At 72.1% G+C, this 21343-nt stretch carries 16 protein-coding genes and 1 riboswitch; of the genes, 3 read left to right on the top strand and 13 right to left on the bottom strand.

What is annotated here, in order from left to right; all coding sequences use genetic code 11:
- Positions 1-48: 48 nt before the first annotated feature.
- Positions 49-2601 (top strand): ABC transporter permease, encoded by a 2553-nt coding sequence (locus tag K7B10_RS24470; RefSeq protein ID WP_229339121.1) that lies wholly within the window; start codon positions 49-51, stop codon positions 2599-2601.
- Between the two features lie 75 nt (positions 2602-2676).
- Here K7B10_RS24470 and K7B10_RS24465 read toward each other — a convergent pair whose 3' ends face one another.
- The 9 genes from K7B10_RS24465 to K7B10_RS24425 form a co-directional block, all read right to left on the bottom strand.
- Entirely contained in the window at positions 2677-4071 is a 1395-nt protein-coding gene (locus tag K7B10_RS24465) for an SAM-dependent methyltransferase (RefSeq protein ID WP_229339119.1), read from the bottom strand.
- 210 nt (positions 4072-4281) lie between these two features.
- Positions 4282-5658 carry an NAD(P)/FAD-dependent oxidoreductase gene (locus K7B10_RS24460; protein ID WP_229339117.1) on the bottom strand — a complete coding sequence of 459 codons (1377 nt, stop codon included), beginning with the start codon at positions 5656-5658 and terminating at the stop codon, positions 4282-4284.
- A gap of 425 nt (positions 5659-6083) precedes the next feature.
- Positions 6084-7025 (bottom strand): Ppx/GppA phosphatase family protein, encoded by a 942-nt coding sequence (locus K7B10_RS24455; protein ID WP_229339115.1) that lies wholly within the window; start codon positions 7023-7025, stop codon positions 6084-6086.
- Positions 7022-7570, bottom strand: a complete 549-nt coding sequence (locus K7B10_RS24450; RefSeq protein ID WP_229339113.1) for a DUF501 domain-containing protein — start codon at positions 7568-7570, stop codon at positions 7022-7024. The genes K7B10_RS24455 and K7B10_RS24450 overlap by 4 nt, the downstream gene beginning before the upstream one ends.
- Before the next feature lie 46 nt (positions 7571-7616).
- A complete protein-coding gene (locus K7B10_RS24445; RefSeq protein WP_229339111.1) occupies positions 7617-8105 on the bottom strand; it encodes an FtsB family cell division protein in 489 nt (162 codons plus the stop codon).
- A gap of 127 nt (positions 8106-8232) precedes the next feature.
- Positions 8233-9519, bottom strand: coding sequence for a phosphopyruvate hydratase (eno, locus tag K7B10_RS24440; RefSeq protein WP_229339109.1), 1287 nt, complete (start codon positions 9517-9519; stop codon positions 8233-8235).
- A 266-nt stretch (positions 9520-9785) separates the two neighbouring features.
- Entirely contained in the window at positions 9786-10484 is a 699-nt protein-coding gene (locus K7B10_RS24435) for a LysM peptidoglycan-binding domain-containing protein (protein WP_229339107.1), read from the bottom strand.
- A gap of 2 nt (positions 10485-10486) precedes the next feature.
- A riboswitch (cyclic di-AMP (ydaO/yuaA leader) is annotated at positions 10487-10657 on the bottom strand.
- Positions 10658-10939: 282 nt separating this feature from the next.
- Entirely contained in the window at positions 10940-11977 is a 1038-nt protein-coding gene (locus tag K7B10_RS24430; protein WP_229339105.1) for a LysM peptidoglycan-binding domain-containing protein, read from the bottom strand.
- 102 nt (positions 11978-12079) lie between these two features.
- Positions 12080-13363 (bottom strand): cytochrome P450 family protein, encoded by a 1284-nt coding sequence (locus K7B10_RS24425; protein WP_372481454.1) that lies wholly within the window; start codon positions 13361-13363, stop codon positions 12080-12082.
- A 121-nt stretch (positions 13364-13484) separates the two neighbouring features.
- Between K7B10_RS24425 and K7B10_RS24420 the strand changes: the two genes are divergently transcribed.
- Positions 13485-14693 carry a globin domain-containing protein gene (locus tag K7B10_RS24420; RefSeq protein ID WP_229345352.1) on the top strand — a complete coding sequence of 403 codons (1209 nt, stop codon included), beginning with the start codon at positions 13485-13487 and terminating at the stop codon, positions 14691-14693.
- 12 nt (positions 14694-14705) lie between these two features.
- Here K7B10_RS24420 and K7B10_RS24415 read toward each other — a convergent pair whose 3' ends face one another.
- Together K7B10_RS24415 and K7B10_RS24410 are read right to left on the bottom strand one after the other, a co-directional pair.
- Complete coding sequence (locus tag K7B10_RS24415) at positions 14706-15728, bottom strand: nucleoside triphosphate pyrophosphohydrolase (RefSeq protein WP_229345351.1); 1023 nt, start codon at positions 15726-15728, stop codon at positions 14706-14708.
- 61 nt (positions 15729-15789) lie between these two features.
- Positions 15790-16416: a SurA N-terminal domain-containing protein gene (locus tag K7B10_RS24410; RefSeq protein WP_229339103.1), complete on the bottom strand. Its 627-nt coding sequence runs from the start codon at positions 16414-16416 to the stop codon at positions 15790-15792.
- A gap of 192 nt (positions 16417-16608) precedes the next feature.
- Between K7B10_RS24410 and K7B10_RS24405 the strand changes: the two genes are divergently transcribed.
- Positions 16609-19038, top strand: a complete 2430-nt coding sequence (locus K7B10_RS24405; protein ID WP_229339101.1) for a YfhO family protein — start codon at positions 16609-16611, stop codon at positions 19036-19038.
- 61 nt (positions 19039-19099) lie between these two features.
- Here the strand turns inward: K7B10_RS24405 and K7B10_RS24400 are convergent, their stop codons facing one another.
- Both K7B10_RS24400 and K7B10_RS24395 read right to left on the bottom strand, forming a co-directional pair.
- Complete coding sequence (locus tag K7B10_RS24400; RefSeq protein WP_308284633.1) at positions 19100-20614, bottom strand: serine/threonine-protein kinase; 1515 nt, start codon at positions 20612-20614, stop codon at positions 19100-19102.
- Positions 20611-21189 carry a hypothetical protein gene (locus tag K7B10_RS24395; protein WP_229339099.1) on the bottom strand — a complete coding sequence of 193 codons (579 nt, stop codon included), beginning with the start codon at positions 21187-21189 and terminating at the stop codon, positions 20611-20613. Before K7B10_RS24395 ends, K7B10_RS24400 begins: the two co-directional genes overlap by 4 nt.
- Positions 21190-21343 lie beyond the last annotated feature (154 nt).

Below are 21343 nucleotides of genomic sequence, written 5' to 3'. Positions count from 1 at the left end.
GTTCCCTCCCCGTCCCCGCTGACCCCTTACCACCTGGACTCCTCCACCATGTTCCGTACCGCGCTGCGCAACGTGCTCGCGCACAAGGCCAGGCTGCTGATGACGGTGCTCGCCGTCGTCCTCGGCGTCGCCTTCGTCTCCGGCACCCTCGTCTTCACCGACACCCTCAGCAAGGCCCTCTCCAGCCAGTCCGCCAAGAGCTACGACGGCGTCGCCGTCTCCGTGACCTCCTACGGCCAGGGCCGGGGCGACGACGGCCAGAAGGAGGGCGAGGTCGGCCTCAGCCAGCAGACCCTCGACAAGGTCAAGGCCGTCAAGGGCGTCGACTCCGTCTCCGGCCGCGTCTCCGGTTTCGCCGGCGTGGGTGACGAGAAGGGCGAGCTGATCGGCTCCGGCTGGTCCAACAAGGGCTCCAACTACGCCCCCGTCAAGGACGGCAAGGACCCGCGCTACGCCTTCACCGAGGGCACCGGCCCGGCCAAGGCCGACCAGGTCGCCCTCGACAAGGCGACCGCCGCCACCGGCAAGTACGAGGTCGGCGACAAGGTCCGCGTCGCCACCAACGGCCCGGTGAAGGAGTACACCCTCTCCGGCGTCTTCACCACCGAGGACGGCGCGGTCAGCGCCGGCGGCAGCCTGGTCCTCTTCGACACCGCCGTCGCCCAGGAGCTGTACCTCAAGCCCGGCTACTACGAGGAACTGTCGGTCGCCGCCAAGGCCGGGACCTCCGCCGACCAGCTGCTCACCGACATCAAGCCGCTGCTCGACTCCCAGCACACCAAGGCCCAGACCGGCGCCGCCCTCGCCGCCGAGCAGGCGAAGGACGTCGAGCGGGGCATGTCCAACATGAACCAGATGCTGCTCGCGTTCGCGGGCATCGCGCTCTTCGTCGGCATCTTCCTGATCTACAACACCTTCACCATGCTGGTCACCCAGCGCACCAAGGAGCTGGCCCTGCTGCGCGCCGTCGGCGCCAACCGCGGACAGGTCATGCGCTCGGTCCTCACCGAGGCCCTGGTCGTCGGCGTCGTCTCCGCCGTCGTCGGCCTGGTCGCCGGCACCGGCCTGGCGGTCGCCATGCGCTCCGCGATCGAGGCCTTCGGCGCCAAGCTCCCGGCCGGCGACCTCGTGATCGCCCCGGGCACCGTCGTCGCGGCCGTGGTCATCGGCGTCCTCGTCACCACCCTCGCCGCCCTCCTGCCCGCCTGGCGCACCGGCCGGATCGCCCCGGTCGCCGCCATGGGCAGCGCCCACCTCCCGGCCACCGCGAAGTCCCTGGTCGTACGGAACATCCTCGGCTCGGTCATCAGCCTCGGCGGCATCGGCCTGGTCCTGCTGGGCGTCTCCATGGGCGGTCAGAACGGCCGCCTGACCCTCGGCGCCGGCGCGTTCTTCATGCTCATCGGCCTGATCGTGGTGCTGCCGCTGCTCTCCAAGCCGGTCATCGGAGCGATCCGCCCCGCGCTGCAGAAGGTCTTCGGCGTCCCCGGCAAGCTGGCCGCGCAGAACGCCGTGCGCAACCCGCGCCGCACCGCGGTCACCGCCGCCTCCCTGTCGATCGGCCTGACCCTGGTCACCACCCTCTCGGTGCTCGGCATCACCATGGGCACGGCCGTCGACAAGATGAGCACGGACAAGCTGAAGGCCGACTACAGGGTCTCCATGGCCGCCGAGGGCATGAGCCTGGACAAGTCGGTCGCCGAGACCCTGGCCAAGGCCCCGGGCATCAAGGCGGTCTCCCCCCAGGCCGACGGCTACCTGAGGATCGGCGGCCAGTTCCGCTCCGCCTCCGGCGTCACCCCCTCCGCCATCGGCCAGATGCTCAACATCGACACCCTCAGCGGCTCGATGGACAGCCTCGCCAAGGGCGAGGTGGCCGTCGCCGAGACCACCGCGAAGAAGCAGAACCTCTCCGTCGGCTCCGCGCTCGAAGTCCAGTACGACGACGGCCAGAAGGGCGCCCTCAAGGTCGGCGCCGTCTACAAGGACCTCGAGGGCCTGCTCTCCCCGTACGTGCTCGACAACAAGATCCTCAGCTCGCACAGCGAGGAGCAGTACATCCGCGAGGTGTACGTCAACACCACCGCCGGCGCCTCGAAGGCCGCGCAGCAGACCGTCGTCGACGCCCTCGGCAAGAACCCGGCGATCAAGGTCGCCACCCAGGAGGACATGCGCAACGAGATGGGCGGCATGATCAACACGATGCTGAACATCATGTACGGGCTGCTCGGCATGGCCCTGATCATCTCGGTGCTCGGCGTGGTCAACACCCTGGCGATGTCCGTCTTCGAGCGGACGCAGGAGATCGGCATGCTGCGGGCGATCGGCCTCGACCGCAGCCGGGTCAAGAACATGATCCGCCTGGAGGCCGTGGTCATCTCGCTCTTCGGCGCAGTGCTCGGTGTCGCCATCGGCGTCTTCCTCGCCTGGGCGGTGGGCAGCACCATCGCCAAGGGGGTCCCGAACTACGCCCTGGTCCTCCCCTGGGACCGGATCGGCATCTTCCTCCTGCTGGCCGGCGTGGTCGGCGTCCTGGCGGCCATGTGGCCCGCCCGCAGCGCCGCCCGGCTGAACATGCTCACCGCCATCAAGACCGAGTAGGCGGCGCGCTTCACGGCAGGGACACGGAAGGGCCCCGGGGCACACGCCCCGGGGCCCTTCCCGTGTCGTACGGGCTCACGCGCCCCAGGTGCGCAGCCTCAGCGGCAGCCCCGAGCGCCCGGCCGCCGCGGGCTTCACCGCGAGGACCTGGTTGACGCCGAGCCGGCCGTGCTCGAAGCCCAGTGCCGAGGCCGCCATGTACAGCCGCCAGACCCGGGCCCGCCCGGGCGAGGTCAGCCGTACGGCCTCGTCCCAGTGCTTCTCCAGCCGCGCCACCCAGGCCCGCAGGGTCAGCGCGTAGTGCTCGCGCAGCGCCTCCACGTCCCGGACCTCGAAGCCGGCCCGCTCCAGCTCGCCCACCGTCGTGCCCAGCGGGGAGAGTTCACCGTCGGGGAAGACGTAGGCGTCGATGAACTCGTCGATCCGGTACGCCTCTTCGTCCGGCTCCGGCGGGCGCGCGATCTGGTGGTTCAGCAGCCGGCCGCCGGGCGCCAGCAGGGCGTGCAGGGTGCGGGCGTACTCGCGGTAGCGCTCCGCGCCGACGTGCTCGGCCATGCCGATGGACGAAATGGCCTCGTACGGGCCGTCCTTGACGTCCCGGTAGTCCTGGATCCTGATGTCGATCCGGTCGGCCAGACCCTCCTCCGCGGCCCGCTTGCGGGCGTACACGGCCTGCTCGCGCGAGAGGGTGATGCCGGTGACGCGGACCCCGTACTCCCGGGCGGCGTGCAGGGCCATGGAACCCCAGCCGCAGCCGACGTCGAGGAGGCGCTCGCCGGGCCGCAGGCCCAGCTTCCGGCAGACCAGGTCGAGTTTGTCCCGCTGGGCCTCCTCCAAGGTGGAGCCGGGACTCCAGTAGGCGCAGGAGTACACCATCGAGGGCCCCAGGACGCGCTCGTAGAACTCGTTGCCGACGTCGTAGTGGTGACTGATCGCCTGCTTGTCACGGCCCTTGCTGTGGATCGGACCGCCGCGTCGGCCGGCCGCCTCCTCGGGCGGCGGCGCCGGCGCCGGCCACGGCCGGGCCAGGGCGACGAGGTCGCGCAGGGCGGAGCGGGCCTCGGGGTCGCGCAGCAGCGCGGCGGTCTGGGCGGCGCCCGCGGCCCGGTCCGGCAGCTGCGGGAGCTGGGGGCGCAGGGCACCGAGCTTGCCCAGGCCCGAGCGGCGCAGGGCCGGCGGGGTCTCGGGGACGGCTGCGGGCGGGCGCTCCCAGAGCAGCCCCGCCACCCGGTCCAGCAGTTCGAAGAGGTCGCCCTCCACGGTCAGGTCCCCGGCCACCCAGGCCCGGGCCAGGCCCAGTTCACCCGGCCGCCACAGCACGCGGCGCAGGGCGCGCCGGTTGGCCAGCACCAGGGTGGGTCCGGCGGGCGGCCCGGCCTCGCTGCCGTCCCAGGCACGAATCCGGACGGGCAGGGGGGCGCCCAGCAGGGTCTCGGCAAGAGCGGCCAGCCGCGGCGCGGCTTCGGTCATCGTAGGCACCTCCGGTAATGATCCGACCGATCGGCCTACCCATTTCGGGCGGGCCTCAATCGGACGACACTCCGAACAGGTCTACGACGACCCCGAACAGGGGCATGCCGAAGGGACGGGGCGGGGGACACGCCGAAGGGGCCGCCCGCACCACGGATGGCGGGCGGCCCCTTCGGGGACGTGCTGGAGGTGTTGCCGGTCAGGCCCGGGTCAGGAGGCCTTGGCCTTCGCGGCCGGGGCAGCGGCGGCCGGAGCCGGCTTGGCGGCCTCGTAGAACTCCTCGCGCGGGGTCTCCAGCGCACCGAGGGAGACGACCTCGCGCTTGAGGAACATGGCGAGGGTCCAGTCGGCGAAGACGCGGATCTTGCGGTTCCAGGTCGGCATGGCCATGCCGTGGTAGCCACGGTGCATGTACCAGGCGAGCCGGCCCTTGAGCTTGATCTTCGTCTTGCCCATGACGATCATCGCGACGCCCTTGTGGAGGCCGAGGCCCGCCACCGCACCCTTGTTGGAGTGCGAGTACTCGGCCTGCGGGAAGCCCCGCATGCCCGAGATGACGTTGTCGCCGAGGACCTTGGCCTGGCGCAGCGCGTGCTGGGCGTTCGGCGGGCACCAGGCGTTCTCGACGCCGGCCTTGCGGGCGGCGACGTCCGGGACCTGGGCGTTGTCGCCCGCGGCCCAGATGTAGTCCGTGCCCTGGACCTGGAGGGTCGGGGCGGTGTCGACGTGGCCGCGCGGGCCCAGCGGCAGGCCGTAGCGGGCCAGCACCGGGTTGGGCTTGACGCCGGCGGTCCACACGAGGGTGTCGGAGTCGACCTCGAGGCCGTTCTTCAGCACCACGTGGCCATCCACGCAGGAGTCCATCGAGGTGTTGAGGTAGATCTCGATGCCGCGGGACTCGAGGTGCTCCTTGCCCCAGGTGCCGAGCTTGGGCCCGACCTCGGGGAGGATCTTGTCGGCCGCGTCCACCAGGATGAAGCGCATGTCCTCGCGCTTGATGGTGGTGTAGTACTTCGCGGCGTCGCGGGCCATGTCCTCGACCTCGCCGATCGTCTCGGCACCGGCGAAGCCGCCGCCGACGAAGACGAAGGTGAGGGCCTTGCGGCGGACGTTCTCGTCCGTCGTGGACTCGGCCTTGTCGAGCTGCTCGAGGACGTGGTTGCGCAGGCCGATGCCCTCTTCGACGCCCTTCATACCGATGCCCTGTTCGGCGAGGCCGGGGATCGGGAAGGTGCGGGAGACGGCGCCGAGCGCGATCACCAGGTAGTCGAAGGGCAGCTCGTACGCCTCGCCGACGAGCGGCGTGACGACGGCGACCTTGCGGTCCTGGTCGATGCTGGTGACCCGGCCGGTGAGAACCTCTGCCTTGGGCAGCACGCGTCGCAGCGGGACGACGACGTGCCGAGGCGAGATGCTGCCTGCGGCCACTTCGGGGAGGAAGGGCTGGTAGGTCATGTACGACCGCGGGTCGACGACCGTGACGGTCGCCTCGCCATAGCGCATCTTCTTCATGATCCGCTTGGCCGCGTACAGGCCTACGTACCCACCTCCTACAACGAGGATCCTGGGACGCTCCGTGGTGCTCATGGAACGAGTATCCAGCACCCACAGGGGTGACGCTCGTGAGCCCCTTCACAAGGTGACGGAGGGCCTCTGCTACACTGCGCGGCCCACGTGACAGAGGTCATGGCGCGGAACGGGAACCAGGGTGTAACGGGATTCGTTGTTCACCCGTCCTGAACTGGCCTCCAGGCCCGCAAGCGGAGTAGACCACCGGGTTGGTGGATACCTACCGACAGGGTTGGACCCCGCCCCCGTTTCGCACGAACGCTCGGACAAAAGAGGCCCGATGGCCCGCGGAGTGCCCCGAAGGACCCTTCCCGCGGCCCATCGGACCTCTTTTCCTTGTGAAGAACTTCACGAAGTTTCTGTGGAGGAGGGGACCTAAGGCTTCCGTAAGCACCTCAGAAAGCCCCCCGAAGGCCCTGGACGACCTTCGAAACAGCCCTCCGTCAGGCGATGGACCACGCGATGCCGTCGAGGATGTCGTGTTCCGAGACGACGACCTCCCGGGCTCCGACGCGCTCCATGATGGCGAGGAGGACCAGGGTGCCCGCGCCGATCACGTCCACCCGGCCCGGGTGGAGGACCGGGATCGCCGCGCGCTCGGCGTGCACCGAGGTCAGCATGCGGTCGGTGATCTCGCGGACCTGCTCGTACGGGATCCGGGCGTGGTGGATCTCGGAGGAGAGGTACTCCGGCAGCCCGAGCGCGATCCCGGCGACCGTGGTCACCGAGCCGGCCAGGCCCACCAGGGTGCGCGCCTCGGTCAGCGGGACCGTCTGCTCGACCAGGTCCAGCGCCGCCTCGATGTCGGCCCGTATGGCCGCGATCTGCTCCGCGGCCGGCGGGTCGGTGACCGCCCCGTCCACCACCAGGTGGCGCTCGGTCATCCGGACGCAGCCCACGTCGACCGAGCGGGCCGCCCGTACGTGCTCCTCGCCGACCACGAACTCGGTCGAGCCGCCGCCGATGTCCACCACCAGGAAGGGCTTCTCCATGTGGGTGGTGCCCGTCAGCTCCTTGGTGGCGCCGACGAAGGAGAACTCCGCCTCCTGGTCACCGGAGATCACCTCGGGCTCGACGCCCAGGATGCCGAGGACGCCCCGGACGAACTCCTCGCGGTTCTCGGCGTCGCGCGAGGCCGAGGTCGCCACGAACCGCAGGCGCTCCGCACCCAGCTCCTTGACGACCTCCGCGTACTCGCGGCAGGCCGCGAAGGTGCGTTCCAGCGCCTCCGGGGCCAGCCGGCCCGTCTTGTCCACGCCCTGGCCCAGGCGGACGATCGTCATCCGCCGGTCCAGCTCGACCAGCTCGCCGGTGGCCGGGTCGCAGTCCGCGACGAGCAGGCGGATGGAGTTCGTACCGCAGTCGACGGCCGCGACGCGGGTCACGCCTGCGGCTCCGTCGGCTCCGCCTTCTGCGCGCACGGCGTGACGCAGGCGCCCTTGGCCCACCACTCCGGCAGCATCGCCAGCGCCTCGTCGCCGAACGGGTTCACGCCCGGGCCGGCGGCCAGCGAGTGGCCGACGAGCACGTGCAGGCACTTGACCCGGTCGGGCATGCCGCCGGCGCTCGGGAAGCCCTGGAGCACCTCGATGGAGTCGCGGCGCCGGATGTAGTCCTCGTGCGCGGCCTGGTAGGCGGCGGCGAGTTCGGGGTCCTCGGCGAGCCGGGCCTGCATCTCCTTCATCACGCCGTTGGCCTCGAGCGTGCCGATCGCGGAGGCCGCGCGCGGGCAGGTGAGGTAGTACGTCGTCGGGAAGGGCGTGCCGTCGGGGAGGCGCGGGGCGGTCTCCACCACGTCCGGCTGACCGCAGGGGCAGCGGTGGGCGATGGCGCGCAGCCCGCGCGGCGGGCGGCCGAGCTGCTGCTCGAACGCCTCGATGTCCGCGTCGGTCGGCTCGGTCCGGTCGGTCTGGGGCGGGGGCGTCTGCATGCCTGGAGGAAGTCTCTTCGTTCTCGTGGATGGGTGCGGGTACTCGTCACTCGCCGGGGCGGTCGGCCTTGTCGACGCCGTCCCAGACGTTCGAGTACCAGGGCCGGTCGGATCCGGCCATTCCGGTGCGGTGCCGCTCGGCGGCCCCGGCCCCGGGGTCGGTCATGATGTAGCTGATCTCGCCCGGGCGGACGAAGTGCAGGTGCTTGCGCGCCTGCTGCTCCGCGTACGCGTTGTCCTGCCAGCGGGCCTTCTCGTCGCGGAGGCGTTCGAGGCGCCGGCCCGCGGCCTCGGCGGCCTTCCGCTGCTCCGCGATCTCCGAGCGCTGTGAGACGTACTGGCGCATCGGATACGCGAGGGCGACGACCAGCGTACAGAGGACGAGCACCAGGAGCGCGGCGCGGCCGGTGAGCCGGCTGCGGCGGACCTGACGGCGCGTCTGCGAACGGTAGACGTGGGCGGCGGTCCGCTCACCGAGCTGCTTGAGCCTGGTCGCGGTCGAGAAGGTGGAGAACCGATCCCGGTTCCCGGCCATTGATCCCGCCTCCCCTGTGTCCCTCTGTCCCTGGGTGCGTGGTGCGCGCTACGCAATACGTCCCCGCACACGGTACGGGACCGAGTGCGGGGACGTACGGAGGCCAGCCCCGGAGGGCCTGCCGTGATTAGCCCTTGAAGCGCGGGAAGGCGGAGCGGCCCGCGTACACGGCGGCGTCGTCGAGGATCTCCTCGATGCGCAGCAGCTGGTTGTACTTGGCGACGCGGTCCGAGCGGGCCGGGGCGCCGGTCTTGATCTGGCCGCAGTTCACGGCGACGGCGAGGTCGGCGATGGTGACGTCCTCGGTCTCGCCGGAGCGGTGCGACATCATGCACTTGAAGCCGTTGCGCTGGGCCATCTCGACGGCGTCGAGGGTCTCGGTCAGCGAACCGATCTGGTTCACCTTCACGAGCAGGGCGTTCGCGGAGCCCTCCTCGATGCCGCGGGCCAGGCGCTCCGGGTTGGTGACGAAGAGGTCGTCGCCGACGATCTGCACCTTGGAGCCGATGCGGTCGGTGATGATCTTCCAGCCGGCCCAGTCGTCCTCGAACAGCGGGTCCTCGATGGAGACGAGCGGGTACGCGGAGACGAGCTCCTCGTAGTACTCGGTCATCTCGGCGGCCGAGCGGGACTGGCCCTCGAACTCGTACTTGCCGTCCTTGTAGAACTCGGACGCGGCGACGTCGAGCGCGAGCGCGATGTCCTTGCCCGGGACGTAGCCGGCCTGCTTGATGGCCTCGACGATGAGGTCGAGCGCGGCGCGGTTGGACTCCAGGTTCGGCGCGAAGCCGCCCTCGTCGCCGAGACCGGTGGAGAGGCCCTTGGTGTGCAGGACCTTCTTGAGGGTGTGGTAGACCTCGGCACCCCAGCGAAGGGCCTCGGAGAAGGACTCCGCGCCGATCGGGGCGATCATGAACTCCTGGATGTCCACGTTGGAGTCGGCGTGCGACCCACCGTTGAGGATGTTCATCATCGGAACGGGCAGCAGGTGCGCGTTCGGGCCGCCGAGGTAGCGGAAGAGCGGGAGGTCCGAGGCCTCGGACGCGGCGTGCGCGACGGCCAGGGAGACGCCGAGGATGGCGTTGGCGCCGAGGGAGCCCTTGTTCTCGGTGGCGTCCAGGTCGATCATGGCCTGGTCGATCAGGCGCTGCTCGGTGGCGTCGTAGCCGACGAGCTCCGGGCCGAGCTGCTCGATGACGGCGAGGACGGCCTTCTCGACACCCTTGCCCATGTAACGGTTGGGGTCACCGTCGCGGAGCTCGACGGCCTCGAAGGCACCGGTGGAGGCGCCGGACGGAACTGCAGCACGGCCGGTGCTGCCATCGTCGAGGCCCACCTCGACCTCGACCGTGGGGTTGCCTCGGGAGTCCAGGATTTCCCGGGCTACGACGACGTCGATGGACGGCACGAGCATCTCCTTCTGGGATGTGACGCTGGGTGTGCGGTGGCATGTCGGGCCGTGGGATGGCCCCGCCGCCTAGAGCCTAACCGGCTCCGGGCACTCGGCCGGCCGACCGCCCGCCCCCTGGGACGAAAAAGGGCCCGAATACCCGCCTTCCGGCACATAGGGACCTCGACCACCGGCACAAACGCCGCCGCCCGGCGCGTGGGGGGAAGACGCGCCGGGCGGTCGGGCTGCCGCGGCGCCGCTCGGGGCGGCCGCGGTCATCACTGCAGGATTCAGCTGAGCTTCAGCTTCTGACCCGGGAAGATCAGGTCGGCGTCCGACACGATGTCCTTGTTGAGCTCGAAGAGCTTCTCCCAGCCGCCCTTGACGCCGTTGGCCTCGGCGATGGTGCCCAGGGTGTCGCCCGGCTTGACCTCGTACGAGCCGTTGCCGGTCTTCACGACCGGGGCGGCCTCGGAGCGCTCGGAGCGGGTGACCGGCGCGGGGGTCTCGCGCTTGGTCTCCTTCTTCGGCTCGGTCTTCTTCGGCTGGGTCTTCTTGGTCTCGGTCTTCGTCTCCGTCTTCTTCGGGGTGTCGGTCGTGCCACCACCGGTGTAAGAGGAGTTGGAGAGGCCGACGCCGCAGGACGGCCACGCGCCCTTGCCCTGGCCCTTGAGGACCTTCTCGGCGATGGCTATCTGCTGCGACTTGGAGGCCTGGTTGGCCTGCGCGGCGTACGCCTTGCCGCCGTACGCGGCCCACGTCGAGGACGAGAACTGCAGGCCGCCGTAGTAGCCGTTGCCCGTGTTGATCGACCAGTTGCCGCCGGACTCGCACTGCGCGACGCGGTCCCACTCGCCGGCGGTGGCGGCGGAGGCCGAGCCGGCCGCCATCAGGGGGGCGGCGACGACGACACCGGTGACACCGGCGAGCGTGACGATGCGAGCGGCCTTGGAGGCGCGGCGGTGCTTGCCCTTGCCGGAAATCAGCATGGAGTTCTCCTCACCGACGCCTACGAGGTGAGCTGTCGGGTTCGGGCTGATGAGTGCCCGGCCGTGCGACGTGGCGCACGACTTAACCCCTAGCCGTTTCCTTGCCGTCTCTCAACGGCCGGTCCCGGCGCCTACCTTGGTTCCCCCGCTCCTGCCTTCGGCGCTTGACGCGACGACTGTTCCCTCCGTCCGCCGGCAGGATTCGGCGATGCGGTCGAAGGAGCCCGCGGTGGCGGGCGACTCAGAAGGTAGACAGGTCTCTCCCCGATGTTCAACGAGGAACACCGGGGAGAAACGGCCCCTACTTGCGCCCTCCTTACGTGCATTTGCGCAGGTGAGGGCGGGGTTTGCAGAAGGCTCCGGGCGGGACACGCCAGTTGACCTGAAGAGACACATGTCTCACTTGCAGATAACGGACATTCAGCCTTTTCCGGATGTCCGAAGTGCCGCTGTTTCTAACTTAGATCCAGATTCTGACCGGGCTTGATCAGATTGGCGTCATCGCCGATGACCTGCTCGTTGGCCTGGTAGAGCGCGTTCCAGCCGCCCTTTACCCCCTTGGCGGACGCGATGGTCGCCAGACTGTCGCCCGCCTGGACCGTGTACGAGGGATCCGACGCCGCGCCAGATGTGACGGGGGCCTCAAGAGCGGGCGTACCGCGGTGCTTACCGGTGCCGGAGGGGTCCGGGATGCCCGCCGGGTCGGTGGTGGCACCCGGGGTGCCCGGGGCCGCGGGGGCGGTGGGAGCGTTCGGGTCGGCCGGGCTGCCGGGCACGGTCGGGTTCCCCGGCGCGGTCGCGTTCCCCGGAGCGGTCGGGTCGGCGGGCGCGGTCGGGGTGCCCGGGCCCGTCGGGTCGCCGGGGGTGCCCGGGAGCACCGGGGCGGTCGGCGAGGTGGACGGCACGTCCGGGTCGGGCATGACGGGCAGTCCGCTGCTGGGCGCGAGCGGCGCCGGCGGAAGCGTGAAGACCGGGGCCGGAGCCGGGGTGGGGGCGCCGAAGTCGCGCGCCTTCGCGCCGGAACCGCCGGCCGGGACCGAGTCGTCGGGGCGCGAGGCGCTCGGAGCGATCGGGGTGAGCGTGCCGGGCAGGCCCGGGTCCACGGTCGCCGCGGGGCCCTGCTGGGTCAGTCCGGCCGACTCCGAGCAGTGTCCGAACGCCTGGGCGCCCTGGGTGCCCAGCACGCGCTCGGCGACGGCGATCTGCTGTGAACGGCTGGCGAGGTCGGGGCGCTCGGCGAACTCCAGGCCGCCCGAGGCCTTCCACTCCTCCTGCGTGAACGAAAGTCCGCCGTAGGACCCGCTGCCGGAGTTGGCGCTCCAGGAGCCGCCGCTCTCGCACTCGGCGACCTTGTCCCACGTGGAGGTCTCGGCTGCGCTCGCGCCGGTGGCGGCGAGCAGCGGCAGAGCCAAAGCGGAACCGGTGACCCCGGCGGTGACGACTATCGCGGGTACCTGGCGGGGGCGTCTGTGGCGGCCGTTCCCGGAACGCATGAGCTGCACCTTTCGCATAACGGCTGGGTAACGGCAGAACCTAGCCGTCTTAGCACGCGAGTAACAACTCTTGACGGGGGCTGACTTACGGTCAGCGGGCGTTCAGGGGTTTCGGGCTGTGAACTTGACGGGAAGGGTGCGCAGGCCACGCATGATCAGACCCCCGCGCCAGCGAAGCTCGTTGGGCGGAACAGCGAGTTCCAGATCTGGCAGACGCGTCAGCAAAGTCGCAAGCGCCGTCTGTCCCTCAAGTCGTGCGAGCGGAGCGCCCAGGCAGTAGTGGATCCCGTGCCCGTATCCGAGGTGCTGGTTGTCGGTACGGGAGAGGTCGAGGGTGTCCGGATCGGCGAACCGCTCGGGGTCCCGGTCGGCCGCGGCGAGGACGACGAGCACCGGATCACCGGCCGCGACCTCCTGGCCGCCGAGGGTCAGCGGCTCGGTGGCGAACCGCCAGGTGGCCAGCTCGACGGGCCCGTCGTAGCGCAGCAGTTCCTCGATGCCGGTCTCCAGCAGGCCGCTCTCGCCGGCGGCGAGGGAGTCCTGGAGGCGGGTGCGCTGATCCGGGTTCATGAAGAGGGAGTGGACACCGTTGCCGATGAGGTTGACCGTCGTCTCGAATCCGGCGAACAGGAGGATGAAGGCCATCGCGGTGGCCTCGGCCTCCGTCAGGTGGTCGCCGTGGTCGCTCGCGCGGATCAGGTCCGAAATAAGGTCGTTGCCCAGATCATCCCTTTTGCGGTGGATGAGTTCGCCGAGATAGGTCCGCATCTGCTTCACGGAGCGGGCGACCCCGCCGCGCGGACCGCCGCCGTGCCGGATCATCATCCCGGCCCAGTCGCGGAAGTCGTCCTGGTCCTCGCGCGGTACGCCGAGCATCTCGCAGATGGCGTAGATGGGGAGTGGGAAGGCGAACTCGTGGATGAGGTCCGCTTCGCCCCGGCTCGCGAACTGCTCGATGAGGTGGTCGGTCAGCTCCTGCACCCGCGGGGTGAACTCGGCCACCCTGCGCGGGGTGAACGCCTTCGACACCAGCCGCCGCAGCCGCGTGTGGTCCGGCGGGTCGATGTTGAGCAGATGCGTCATCAGCTCCGCCTTGCGCTCCCCCGGGATGCCGGTCTTGCCCTTGGCGTGCGCCGGCTCCGCGTGGTGCGCCGGATTCTTGCTGAGCCGCTGGTCGGCGAGGGCCTGGCGGGCGTCCGCGTACCGGGTGACCAGCCAGGCCTCGACCCCGCTCGGCAGCTTGGTGCGGTGCACCGGGGAGTGCTCGCGCAGCCAGGCGTACGCCGGGTACGGATCGGTGGCGAACTCCCAGTCGAACAGGGTCGGGCCCTGGGGAGGGGTGCCGTCTTCGGGGGCTGCGGGGGCTGCGGGGATCGGCTCATGCACCCGCTGACCGTATCCCGCGCGCCCACCGCCATCCCATATGGGTGGTTCGCCGCGGCTGTCCGCAGATCCGCCATCGCTTGACCTCACCTTCCCCGGCGTTCCTACTTTCGGTCTTGTGGATGTGAGGATCTTGAAGAGCAGCTTCGCGGTGGTGGAGAGAAGGGCCGAGCACGCGGTCAAGTACTTCTACTCCCACCTCTTCTGGCACAACCCCGGGATCCGCGAGCTCTTCCCGGCCTCCGCCGAGGACATGGAACGCCAGCGCGACCGGCTCTTCGCCGCGCTGACCCACGTGGTCGCCCGCCTCGACGACGAGGAGAGCCTGCTCCCCTATCTCCACGACCTCGGCCGCGACCACCGCAAGTTCCTCGCCGGCCCCGAGCACTACGCGGCCCTCGGCGCCAGCCTCCTCGCCGCACTCGCCCGGACCTGCGGCGAGGCCTGGACCCCGACCGTGGAGAAGGCCTGGTCCGAGGCGTACCAACTGATCGCCGACGCCATGACGGCCGGTGCCGCGGCCGGCGAGGACCCGCCGTGGTGGGACGCCGAGATCGTGCGCCACCTCCAGTACGGGGAGGACATCGGGGTGCTGACCCTGCGCCCGCACGCCCCCTTCCCCCATCTCCCCGGCCAGTACGCGAGCGTGAGCTGCGAGCGGGTCCCCAGGGTCTGGCGCACGTACTCCATCGGGAACGCCCCGCGCCCGGACGGCACCCTCGACCTGCACGTCAGCCGCATCGAGGGCGGCCGGCTCAGCACCGCCCTGGTCCGCGAGGCCCGGCCCGGCGAGGTGCTGCGGCTCGGCGCGGCCGGCGGGCAGCTGACGCTGCGCCGCGCCGACCGGCCCGTCAGCCTCATCGCGGCGGGCACCGGGTGGGCGCCGATCCGGGCCATGGTGGAGGAGCTCGCCGGGCAGCCTCCCGACCGGGACGTACGGCTCTTCGTCGTCGCCCGGGACCCGGCGCACCTGTACGACCGCCCGCTGATCGACGAGTACGCGGCCTCCTTCGGCCGGCTCGGCGTCACCTACATCACGCCCGCCCCCGGGTTCCACCGCGACCAGGCCACCGGGCGGCTCGCGACCGCCCTCGGCCACCGGGCCATGTGGCCCGAGCAGGACGTCTACCTCAGCGGGCCGACGCCGTTCGTCGAGCAGACCGTGCGGGTGCTGAAGGAGCTGGGCGCCCCGCCGGGCAGGATCTTCCACGACTCGCTGCCCGCCGCGGGCACCGGCCACGGCACGGGCGGCCGGCCCCTCGGCTTCGGCGAGTGGTTCCTCGGCCGCCCCGAGCCGCACTGGCACAACCCGTCGGGCCGCGCGCCCCGGTAGGACCGCCGGAGGTCAGTGGGCGTCCGCCGCGCCGACGCCCTCGGCCGCGCGGATCGCGTCCCGGTAGGCGCGGGCCGCCGCGCGCAGCGCGGTCTCGGGGTCGGTGCCCGCCGCCTCGGCGCGCGCCGCCAGTTCGAGCAGCTCGTAGCCGATGCCCTCGCCGCGGGGCAGTTCCACGGCCAAGCCGCCCGTACGGACCCGGCCGGCGAGCTTGGCCGCGAGCGCGAGTCCGGGCTGGCCCAGCGGGATCCCGTCGGTGACCGACTCCCGCTGCTTCTCGACCGCCTTGGTGCGCTGCCAGTGCGCGTTCACGTCCTCCGGGGTCTGCGCGTCCGCGTCCCCGAAGACGTGCGGGTGCCGGTGGATCAGCTTCTCGACGAGGCCGCCGGCCACGTCGTCGATGGAGAACGGCTCGGCTCCATCGCCGGGACGGCCTTCCTCGGCGATCCGGGCGTGGAAGACCACCTGCAGGAGTACGTCGCCGAGCTCCTCGCGCAGCGCCTCCCGGTCCCCGTCCTCGATGGCCTCGACGAGTTCGTACGACTCCTCGATGGCGTACTTGACCAGTCCCTCGTGGGTCTGGCGCGAGGTCCAGGGGCATTCGCGGCGGACCCGGTCCATCACCTGGACGAGGTCGAGCAGGCGGGCGCCGGGCAGATCGTACGAGCCCGGCAGCAGTTCGAGGTCGGGCATGTCGACACGGCCGGAGCCGGCGAGCCGGGCCAGTCCGTCGGTGAGCCGCCGGTCGCCCTCGCCGGACGGGATCACCACGACGGTGCGGCCGCCGGCGCAGGCCTCGACCAGCGCCTGCGCGTCCGGGCTCTCGTGCGCGACCTCGACCCCCGCCTCGCGCAGGTACGGCAGCTGCGGATGGCCCGGGTCGGCGCACAGCACCCGGTCCGCGGCGCGCAGGCTCTGCCAGGCCGGCCAGGACAGCAGGCCCGGCGCGACCCGGTGGCTCGCGGTCAGCAGGACGATCCGGCCGGCGGCCGTGGCGTCGGGGCCGGCCGGGGGGACCGGGGCGGGGGCGGGCACGGCGGGGGCGGGTTCGGCGGCGTGGTCGTTCACCCTCCGAACCTACCTCCGGACGGGCGGCTCAGGCTCCGGCGGGGGCCTGCTCGGGCCGGGTCCGCTGGACGATCCAGGGGGTGTCCTGGTCGCCGAGCACGATCTGCTGCGCGTCCCAGACGCCGTAGCGCGGGTTCACCTCGATGTGCAGGGCCTTCGCGGCGGACGCCAGCTTCTCGACGGCCTTGTCCTGGCTTCCGTAGTGGTCGAAGAGCTTGTCGCGCAGCAGCTTGAACCGGGCGTCGGCGTCGAGCTGCCCGGGCGCCAGCTGGGCCTGCTCCAGGGCCGCCGCGGTCAGCTTCTCGGCTCCGCCCGCCTTCTCCAGCTGGGCCTTGCGGAAGTCCTGGACCTCCTTTTCGCCGACGCTCACGCCGGCGTCCTCCGCGGCGCGCTCCAGCACGACGGTCTGGATCATCTTGTTGAGCTTGACGCGCTCCAGGCCGGGCGAGGACTGGATCAGCTGGGCCGCGGTGGACCCGGTCTCGTTCTGTGCCGCCCGGACGTCGTTGACCTGGGCCTGGAGCGCGGAGGTGGTGATGCGTTCGCCGCCCACGACGGCCGCGGTGCCGGGCCGGGCCTGCCCCGAGCAGGCGGACAGCAAGGGGGCCGCCACGAGCAGGGCGGCGGAGACGGAGAGCGCAGTGCGACGGTGCAAAGGAGCCTCCAGGGCCGGGAGATTGTGCGTCGGTGCACAAGGGCCGTGCGGTGATCGATGGTATGCAGTCAAGCTGATCCGAGCCACTGGTTCGACCAACGATTCCCGGGGTGTTGGGGTACGCCTCTGTTGATGTCACAGCCACCCGGTGGCCACCCCCTCGTCCACCGGCGGTGCCAGAGTCGGCCCACCATGTCGACACCGCACCGCTCGCCGCGCCGCCTGAGCCTGCGCGGCTCGGCCCTCGCCGCCCTGATCACGGTGGTGGCCGTCTGCGCCGGGGACGCGGTCGCCCGCGTGTTCCCGTACGGACACCGCCACCGCAGCGTCAACGACCTCGGCAACCAGTTCGTCCCCTTCCACGCCCACCTGTGGGACCTCCTGCACGGGCGGGCGGAGGGCGGGCTGCTGTTCAACTGGCAGTCCGGCTTCGGCACGAGCTTCCTGCCCGACTTCGGCACCTACCTCTCCAGCCCCTTCGCGGTGCTCGTCGCCCTCTTCCCGCGCCGGGACATCGACCTCGCGGTGTACGTGGTGACGGTGCTCAAGACGGCGGCGGCCGCGGCGGCGATGGCCTGGCTGCTGCGCACGCAGCGCCGCGGGCCGTGGTGGGGGGCCGGCCTGCTGGGGGCCTCGTACGCGCTGTGCGGCTGGTCGGTGATCGAGGCCTCCTACAACCCGATGTGGCTGGACGGGCTGATCGCGTTCCCGCTCCTGTGTCTGACGGGTGAATGGGCGATGCGGGGCCGCCGGCTCGCCGCCGCCGTCCTCGTGGTGGCGCTCTGCTGGGCGGCGAACTTCTACACCGCCTACATGGCGACGCTGGGCGCGGCGCTGGTGCTCCTGGTACGGGTGGTGCTGACGCGCGAGGGCGTACGGGAGCGGCTGCCCGTGCTCGTCCGGGGTGCCGGAACGACCTTGCTGGGCATCGCGGTGTCCGCGCCGGTGCTCGTCCCGCTGTTCTTGAGCTCGAAGCAGGCGTACCCGGGGTGGACGCGGCGGTTCGACCCGGTGTCCTGGCCGGACCTGTTCGCGCGGCTCCTGCCCGCGACGTACTCCTTCTCCTCGCCGGCGCTGTTCGTGGGCACGGGGACGCTGCTGCTGGTGGCGGCCCTGCCGTTCCACGGGGCGCTCCCGGTACGCACCCGCCTGTGGTGGGCGGGGCTGACGGCGGCCGTGCTGATCTCCTTCCAGTGGACGCCGACGCACCTGGCCTGGCACGTCTTCGCGACCCCGAACGGGAGCCCGTACCGGCAGACGTTCGTGCTGGCCGGGGTGGCCGTGATCGCCGCGTGGACCGGGCTGGCCGCCGGGCTGCCGAAGCCGCGGGCGCTGGCGGCGGGGGCCGCGGTGCTGGCCGCGGCGGCCGTGGCGGCCAGCGGCAGCACGCTGGCCACGGCCTGGGGCCTCGCGCTGTTCTGCGGCGGGTCGGCCGTGGCGGCGGTGGCCTGGTGGTCCCTGCGCCACCGCAGGCTGGTGCTCCCGGCGGCCGGGGTGCTGGCGCTCGTACTGATCGGGCAGGCGGCCGCGACGACGGCGTTCGGGCACCGGGGCAAGCTCGGCGGGCTGGACGACTACCCCTCGTGGGGCACGGCGCACACGGCGCGCTCCGAGGCGCTGGCCGGCGCCGAGGGCTGGCCCGCGTACCGCACGGACCCGAGCCGGCCGGCCCTGACGGGCAACGATCCGCTGCTGCTGGGCGGGGAGGGCGGCGCGTACTACAGCAGCCACACCCCGGACGTGTTCACGCGCACGATGGTGGCCCTCGGCGCGGGCTGGACCTCACGCGGGCGCAACGTGCAGAGCATCGACAACCCGGTGACGGACGCGGTCTTCGCGGTCGGCGCCCGCCTGCGGCCCGACGGCACGGTCGGCCGCGCGCGGGTCGTCCCGCCGCTGCTCACGGTCCGCCCGCCGGGGCCCGCGCCCTCGTACGGGGCGTTCGACGGGCCCCCGTTCGCCAACCAGGAGCTGCTGCTGGGCGCCAAGGTGTACGAGGACCCCGTCGCGCCCGGGGTGTGCCGCGCGGGCACGGAGGCCTACCTGTGGGCCCCGGAGTACAACGCGACGGCCCGCCTCGCGGACGGCCGCGCCTTCCGCCTGAACGGCAACGCCCCCCGCAACCGGGCGGCCCTCCAGCCGCTCGGCGCCTCCCGGGGCGCCTCCTCGGCGCTGGTCTTCGACGCACCGGCGCCGCCGCGCTGGGTCCTGTCCTGCCTGGACCGGGCCCGTCTGGACCCGGCGGTGGCCGCCCTGCGGACGTCGGCGCCGACGGGGCTGCGCGTCGGCTCCTCGACCGTCAGCGCCAGGGTCCCGGCGGGCACCGCGGGCACGGCGGTCCTCTCCTCCCCGGCGATCGCGGGCTGGACCTGCAACGGCCGGCCGGCCACGCCCTACCTGGGGCTGGTCTCCGTCCCGCTGACCCCCGCCACCACCGGCATCACCTGCTCTTTCCGGCCCCCGGGCCTCGTCCCGGGGACGGCGGTCGCGGGGACGTCCCTGCTCGTCCTGGCCGGGCTGCTCCTTGCGGAGCGCCGCCGCAGGGCCCGGACCGGCGGGAGCACCGGTCCGGGCGGCCCGGAGGCCGGCGCGCCCGCGGAGCTCGTCCCGGCCGGGGCCTGAGACCGGGTCCTGGGGCCGGGGCCTGCGGCGGACCCGGCGCCCGGGCTTCGGCGGACCCGGCTCAGCGCACCTGGCTGAGCCATTGCAGGGTGCGGCGGACCTCCGTCGAGAAGGGGTGGTTCGGGCCGTGGACGCGGTCCGCGTCGAACAGCAGGCGGACCAGGGTGTCGTGGGCCGCCGGCCGGTCGCCCAGGGAGAGCAGCAGGTGCGCTATCCGGCGCCGGACCTCCAGCGGGAGCCCCGGGTCCGGGTTCGCGTAGTGGTTCTCGAACAGCGGGAGCAGCGAGCGGTATTCGGCCAGGGCCGCCCCCGGCGCGTCGAGCTGTTCCAGGCACTGCGCCGCGTCGTAGCGAAAGCGCAGGGACTGGGGGTCGCCCGCCGGGAACTCGTCCGCGAGGCGCCGCAGCTCGGGCAGGGCGCGGCGGTACTGGCCGTCGTCCATCAGTGTGGCCGCGTACTGCTTGCGCAGGGAGCGGACCACCGTGGAGTGCTCGCCGTGCTCGGCGGCCGCGGCCGGCAGGATCCCGCCGAGGATGTCCACGGCCTGGGTGAGGCGGCCCTGCTCCAGGAGGCTGCGGGCCTCGTCCACCGCGGCGGGGATGTCCGGCTTGGGCGGCGTCGGCGTGGGCGGGGAGGTCGGCTGCGGCGGGATGGTGGCGGCGCGGTCCGGCCAGGGGGCCTGCGGGCGCAGGAAGGGTCGGGTCGGGTCGAGCGCGCCGGCCGGGGTGCCCTGTTGGGGCAGCAGCGAGGTCAGGGACTCGTACACGTGCTGTGCGGAGGCCGGGCGGTCCTGCGGGTCCTTCGCCAGGAGGTGCAGCAGGACCGCCTCCAGCTGGTGCGGGACCTCCGGGCGCAGCCGGCGCACCGGGACCGGCGGTTCGTACAGGTGGCGGTGCAGGACGCCGAGGGCGGTGGACCCGGCGAAGGGGACGTTGCCGCTGAGGAGTTCGTACAGCAGCACGCCGAGGGCGTAGAGATCGGTGTACGGGCCGACGGCGCCGCCCATCGCCTGCTCGGGCGCCATGTACGCCGGGCTGCCGATCGGGGTGCCGGTGCTGGTGAGGCGGGTGGTGTCGGTGTCCATCACCGAGGCGACGCCGAGGTCCAGGACCAGCACGGTGCCGTCCGGGCGGATCATCACGTTGCGCGGCTTCAGGTCGCGGTGCACGATCGGCACCGCGTGCACCGCCGACAGCACCCCGCACAGCTGCGCGACCACCGCGACCGCCCACGGCCAGGGGTACGGGTCGTGCTGCGCGAGGTGGTCGGCGAGGTCGGTGCCCTCGACGTAGCCCATGACGAGGAACAGCTCGTCGCCGTCGCTGCCCGCGTCGTGGACCGTGACCAGGCCCGGGTGGTCCACCTGTGCCGTGACCCGGCATTCGCGCACGAAGCGGCGGCGCAGCTCGTCGGCGACGGAGCCGGGGCCGGCCACCTTGTCGGGGCGCAGCAGTTTGACGGCGACGCGGCGGTCCAGCCGCTGGTCGTACGCCGTCCAGACCTGGCCCATGCCGCCCTGTCCCAGGATGGAGGCCAGCCGGTAGCGCTCGCCGATGACCCGGTCGTCGTCCGTCACCGGGCCGGGCCCTCACCGTCGTTGCCGGGGGCTTGCGGGTTGGGACCGGGGTGCGGGTGCGGCGTCTGCTTGCGCAGCAGTTCGCTCAGCTCGTCGAGCTCGGCGCGCACCTGCCCGATGCGCGGCGGGGTGGTAGGTCCGGGGGTCGGCGTGGGGGTGGGGGTGGGGGTGGGCGTCTGATGCTGCTGCTGCACCGGCGGATACCCGTACGCCGGGCGCTGCGGGTGCTGCTGCGGCGGTACGTACGGCGCGGGCTGCGCCGGGTACCAGGAGGCCGTCGGGGCCGACGCCCTGGCCGCGTGGTGCTGGATGTCGGCGACGAGGAAGTACACGCAGGTCAGGAACCCGGTGATGATGACGCCGAAGGCGCCCGTATTGCCCTGCCAGCCGTCGGTCTCGGGCGTCGGGTCGGCGCCGATCAGCGCGATCCAGGCGACGGTGAGCACGCAGTTGACGGCCAGCAGCCACCAGTCCCGGGGCTTGCGGGTGACGACCGCCAGCCGCAGCATCGTGCCCCAGCCCAGGAAGCCGCAGCTCAGGACGGGCAGCAGGGCGAACAGCACGCGCAGTGCCACGACTCCCCCGGTACTGGGCTGGGGGCCTTGCTGCGGCGGGAGGCCGGGGCCGTGCATCGCTGCTCCTGACGGACCGTGTCGACGAAGTTTCGGGTCTGAGCGTATACAGCGTTTCCGGCCGTCAGTGAGGGGATGTGCGCAACCGTTGCAGGGT

It is taken from the genome of Streptomyces flavotricini (genome assembly GCF_020639365.1).
In the GTDB taxonomy this organism is placed as follows: Bacteria; Actinomycetota; Actinomycetes; order Streptomycetales; family Streptomycetaceae; genus Streptomyces; species Streptomyces flavotricini.
This window is presented reverse-complemented; position numbering and strand designations above follow the sequence as displayed.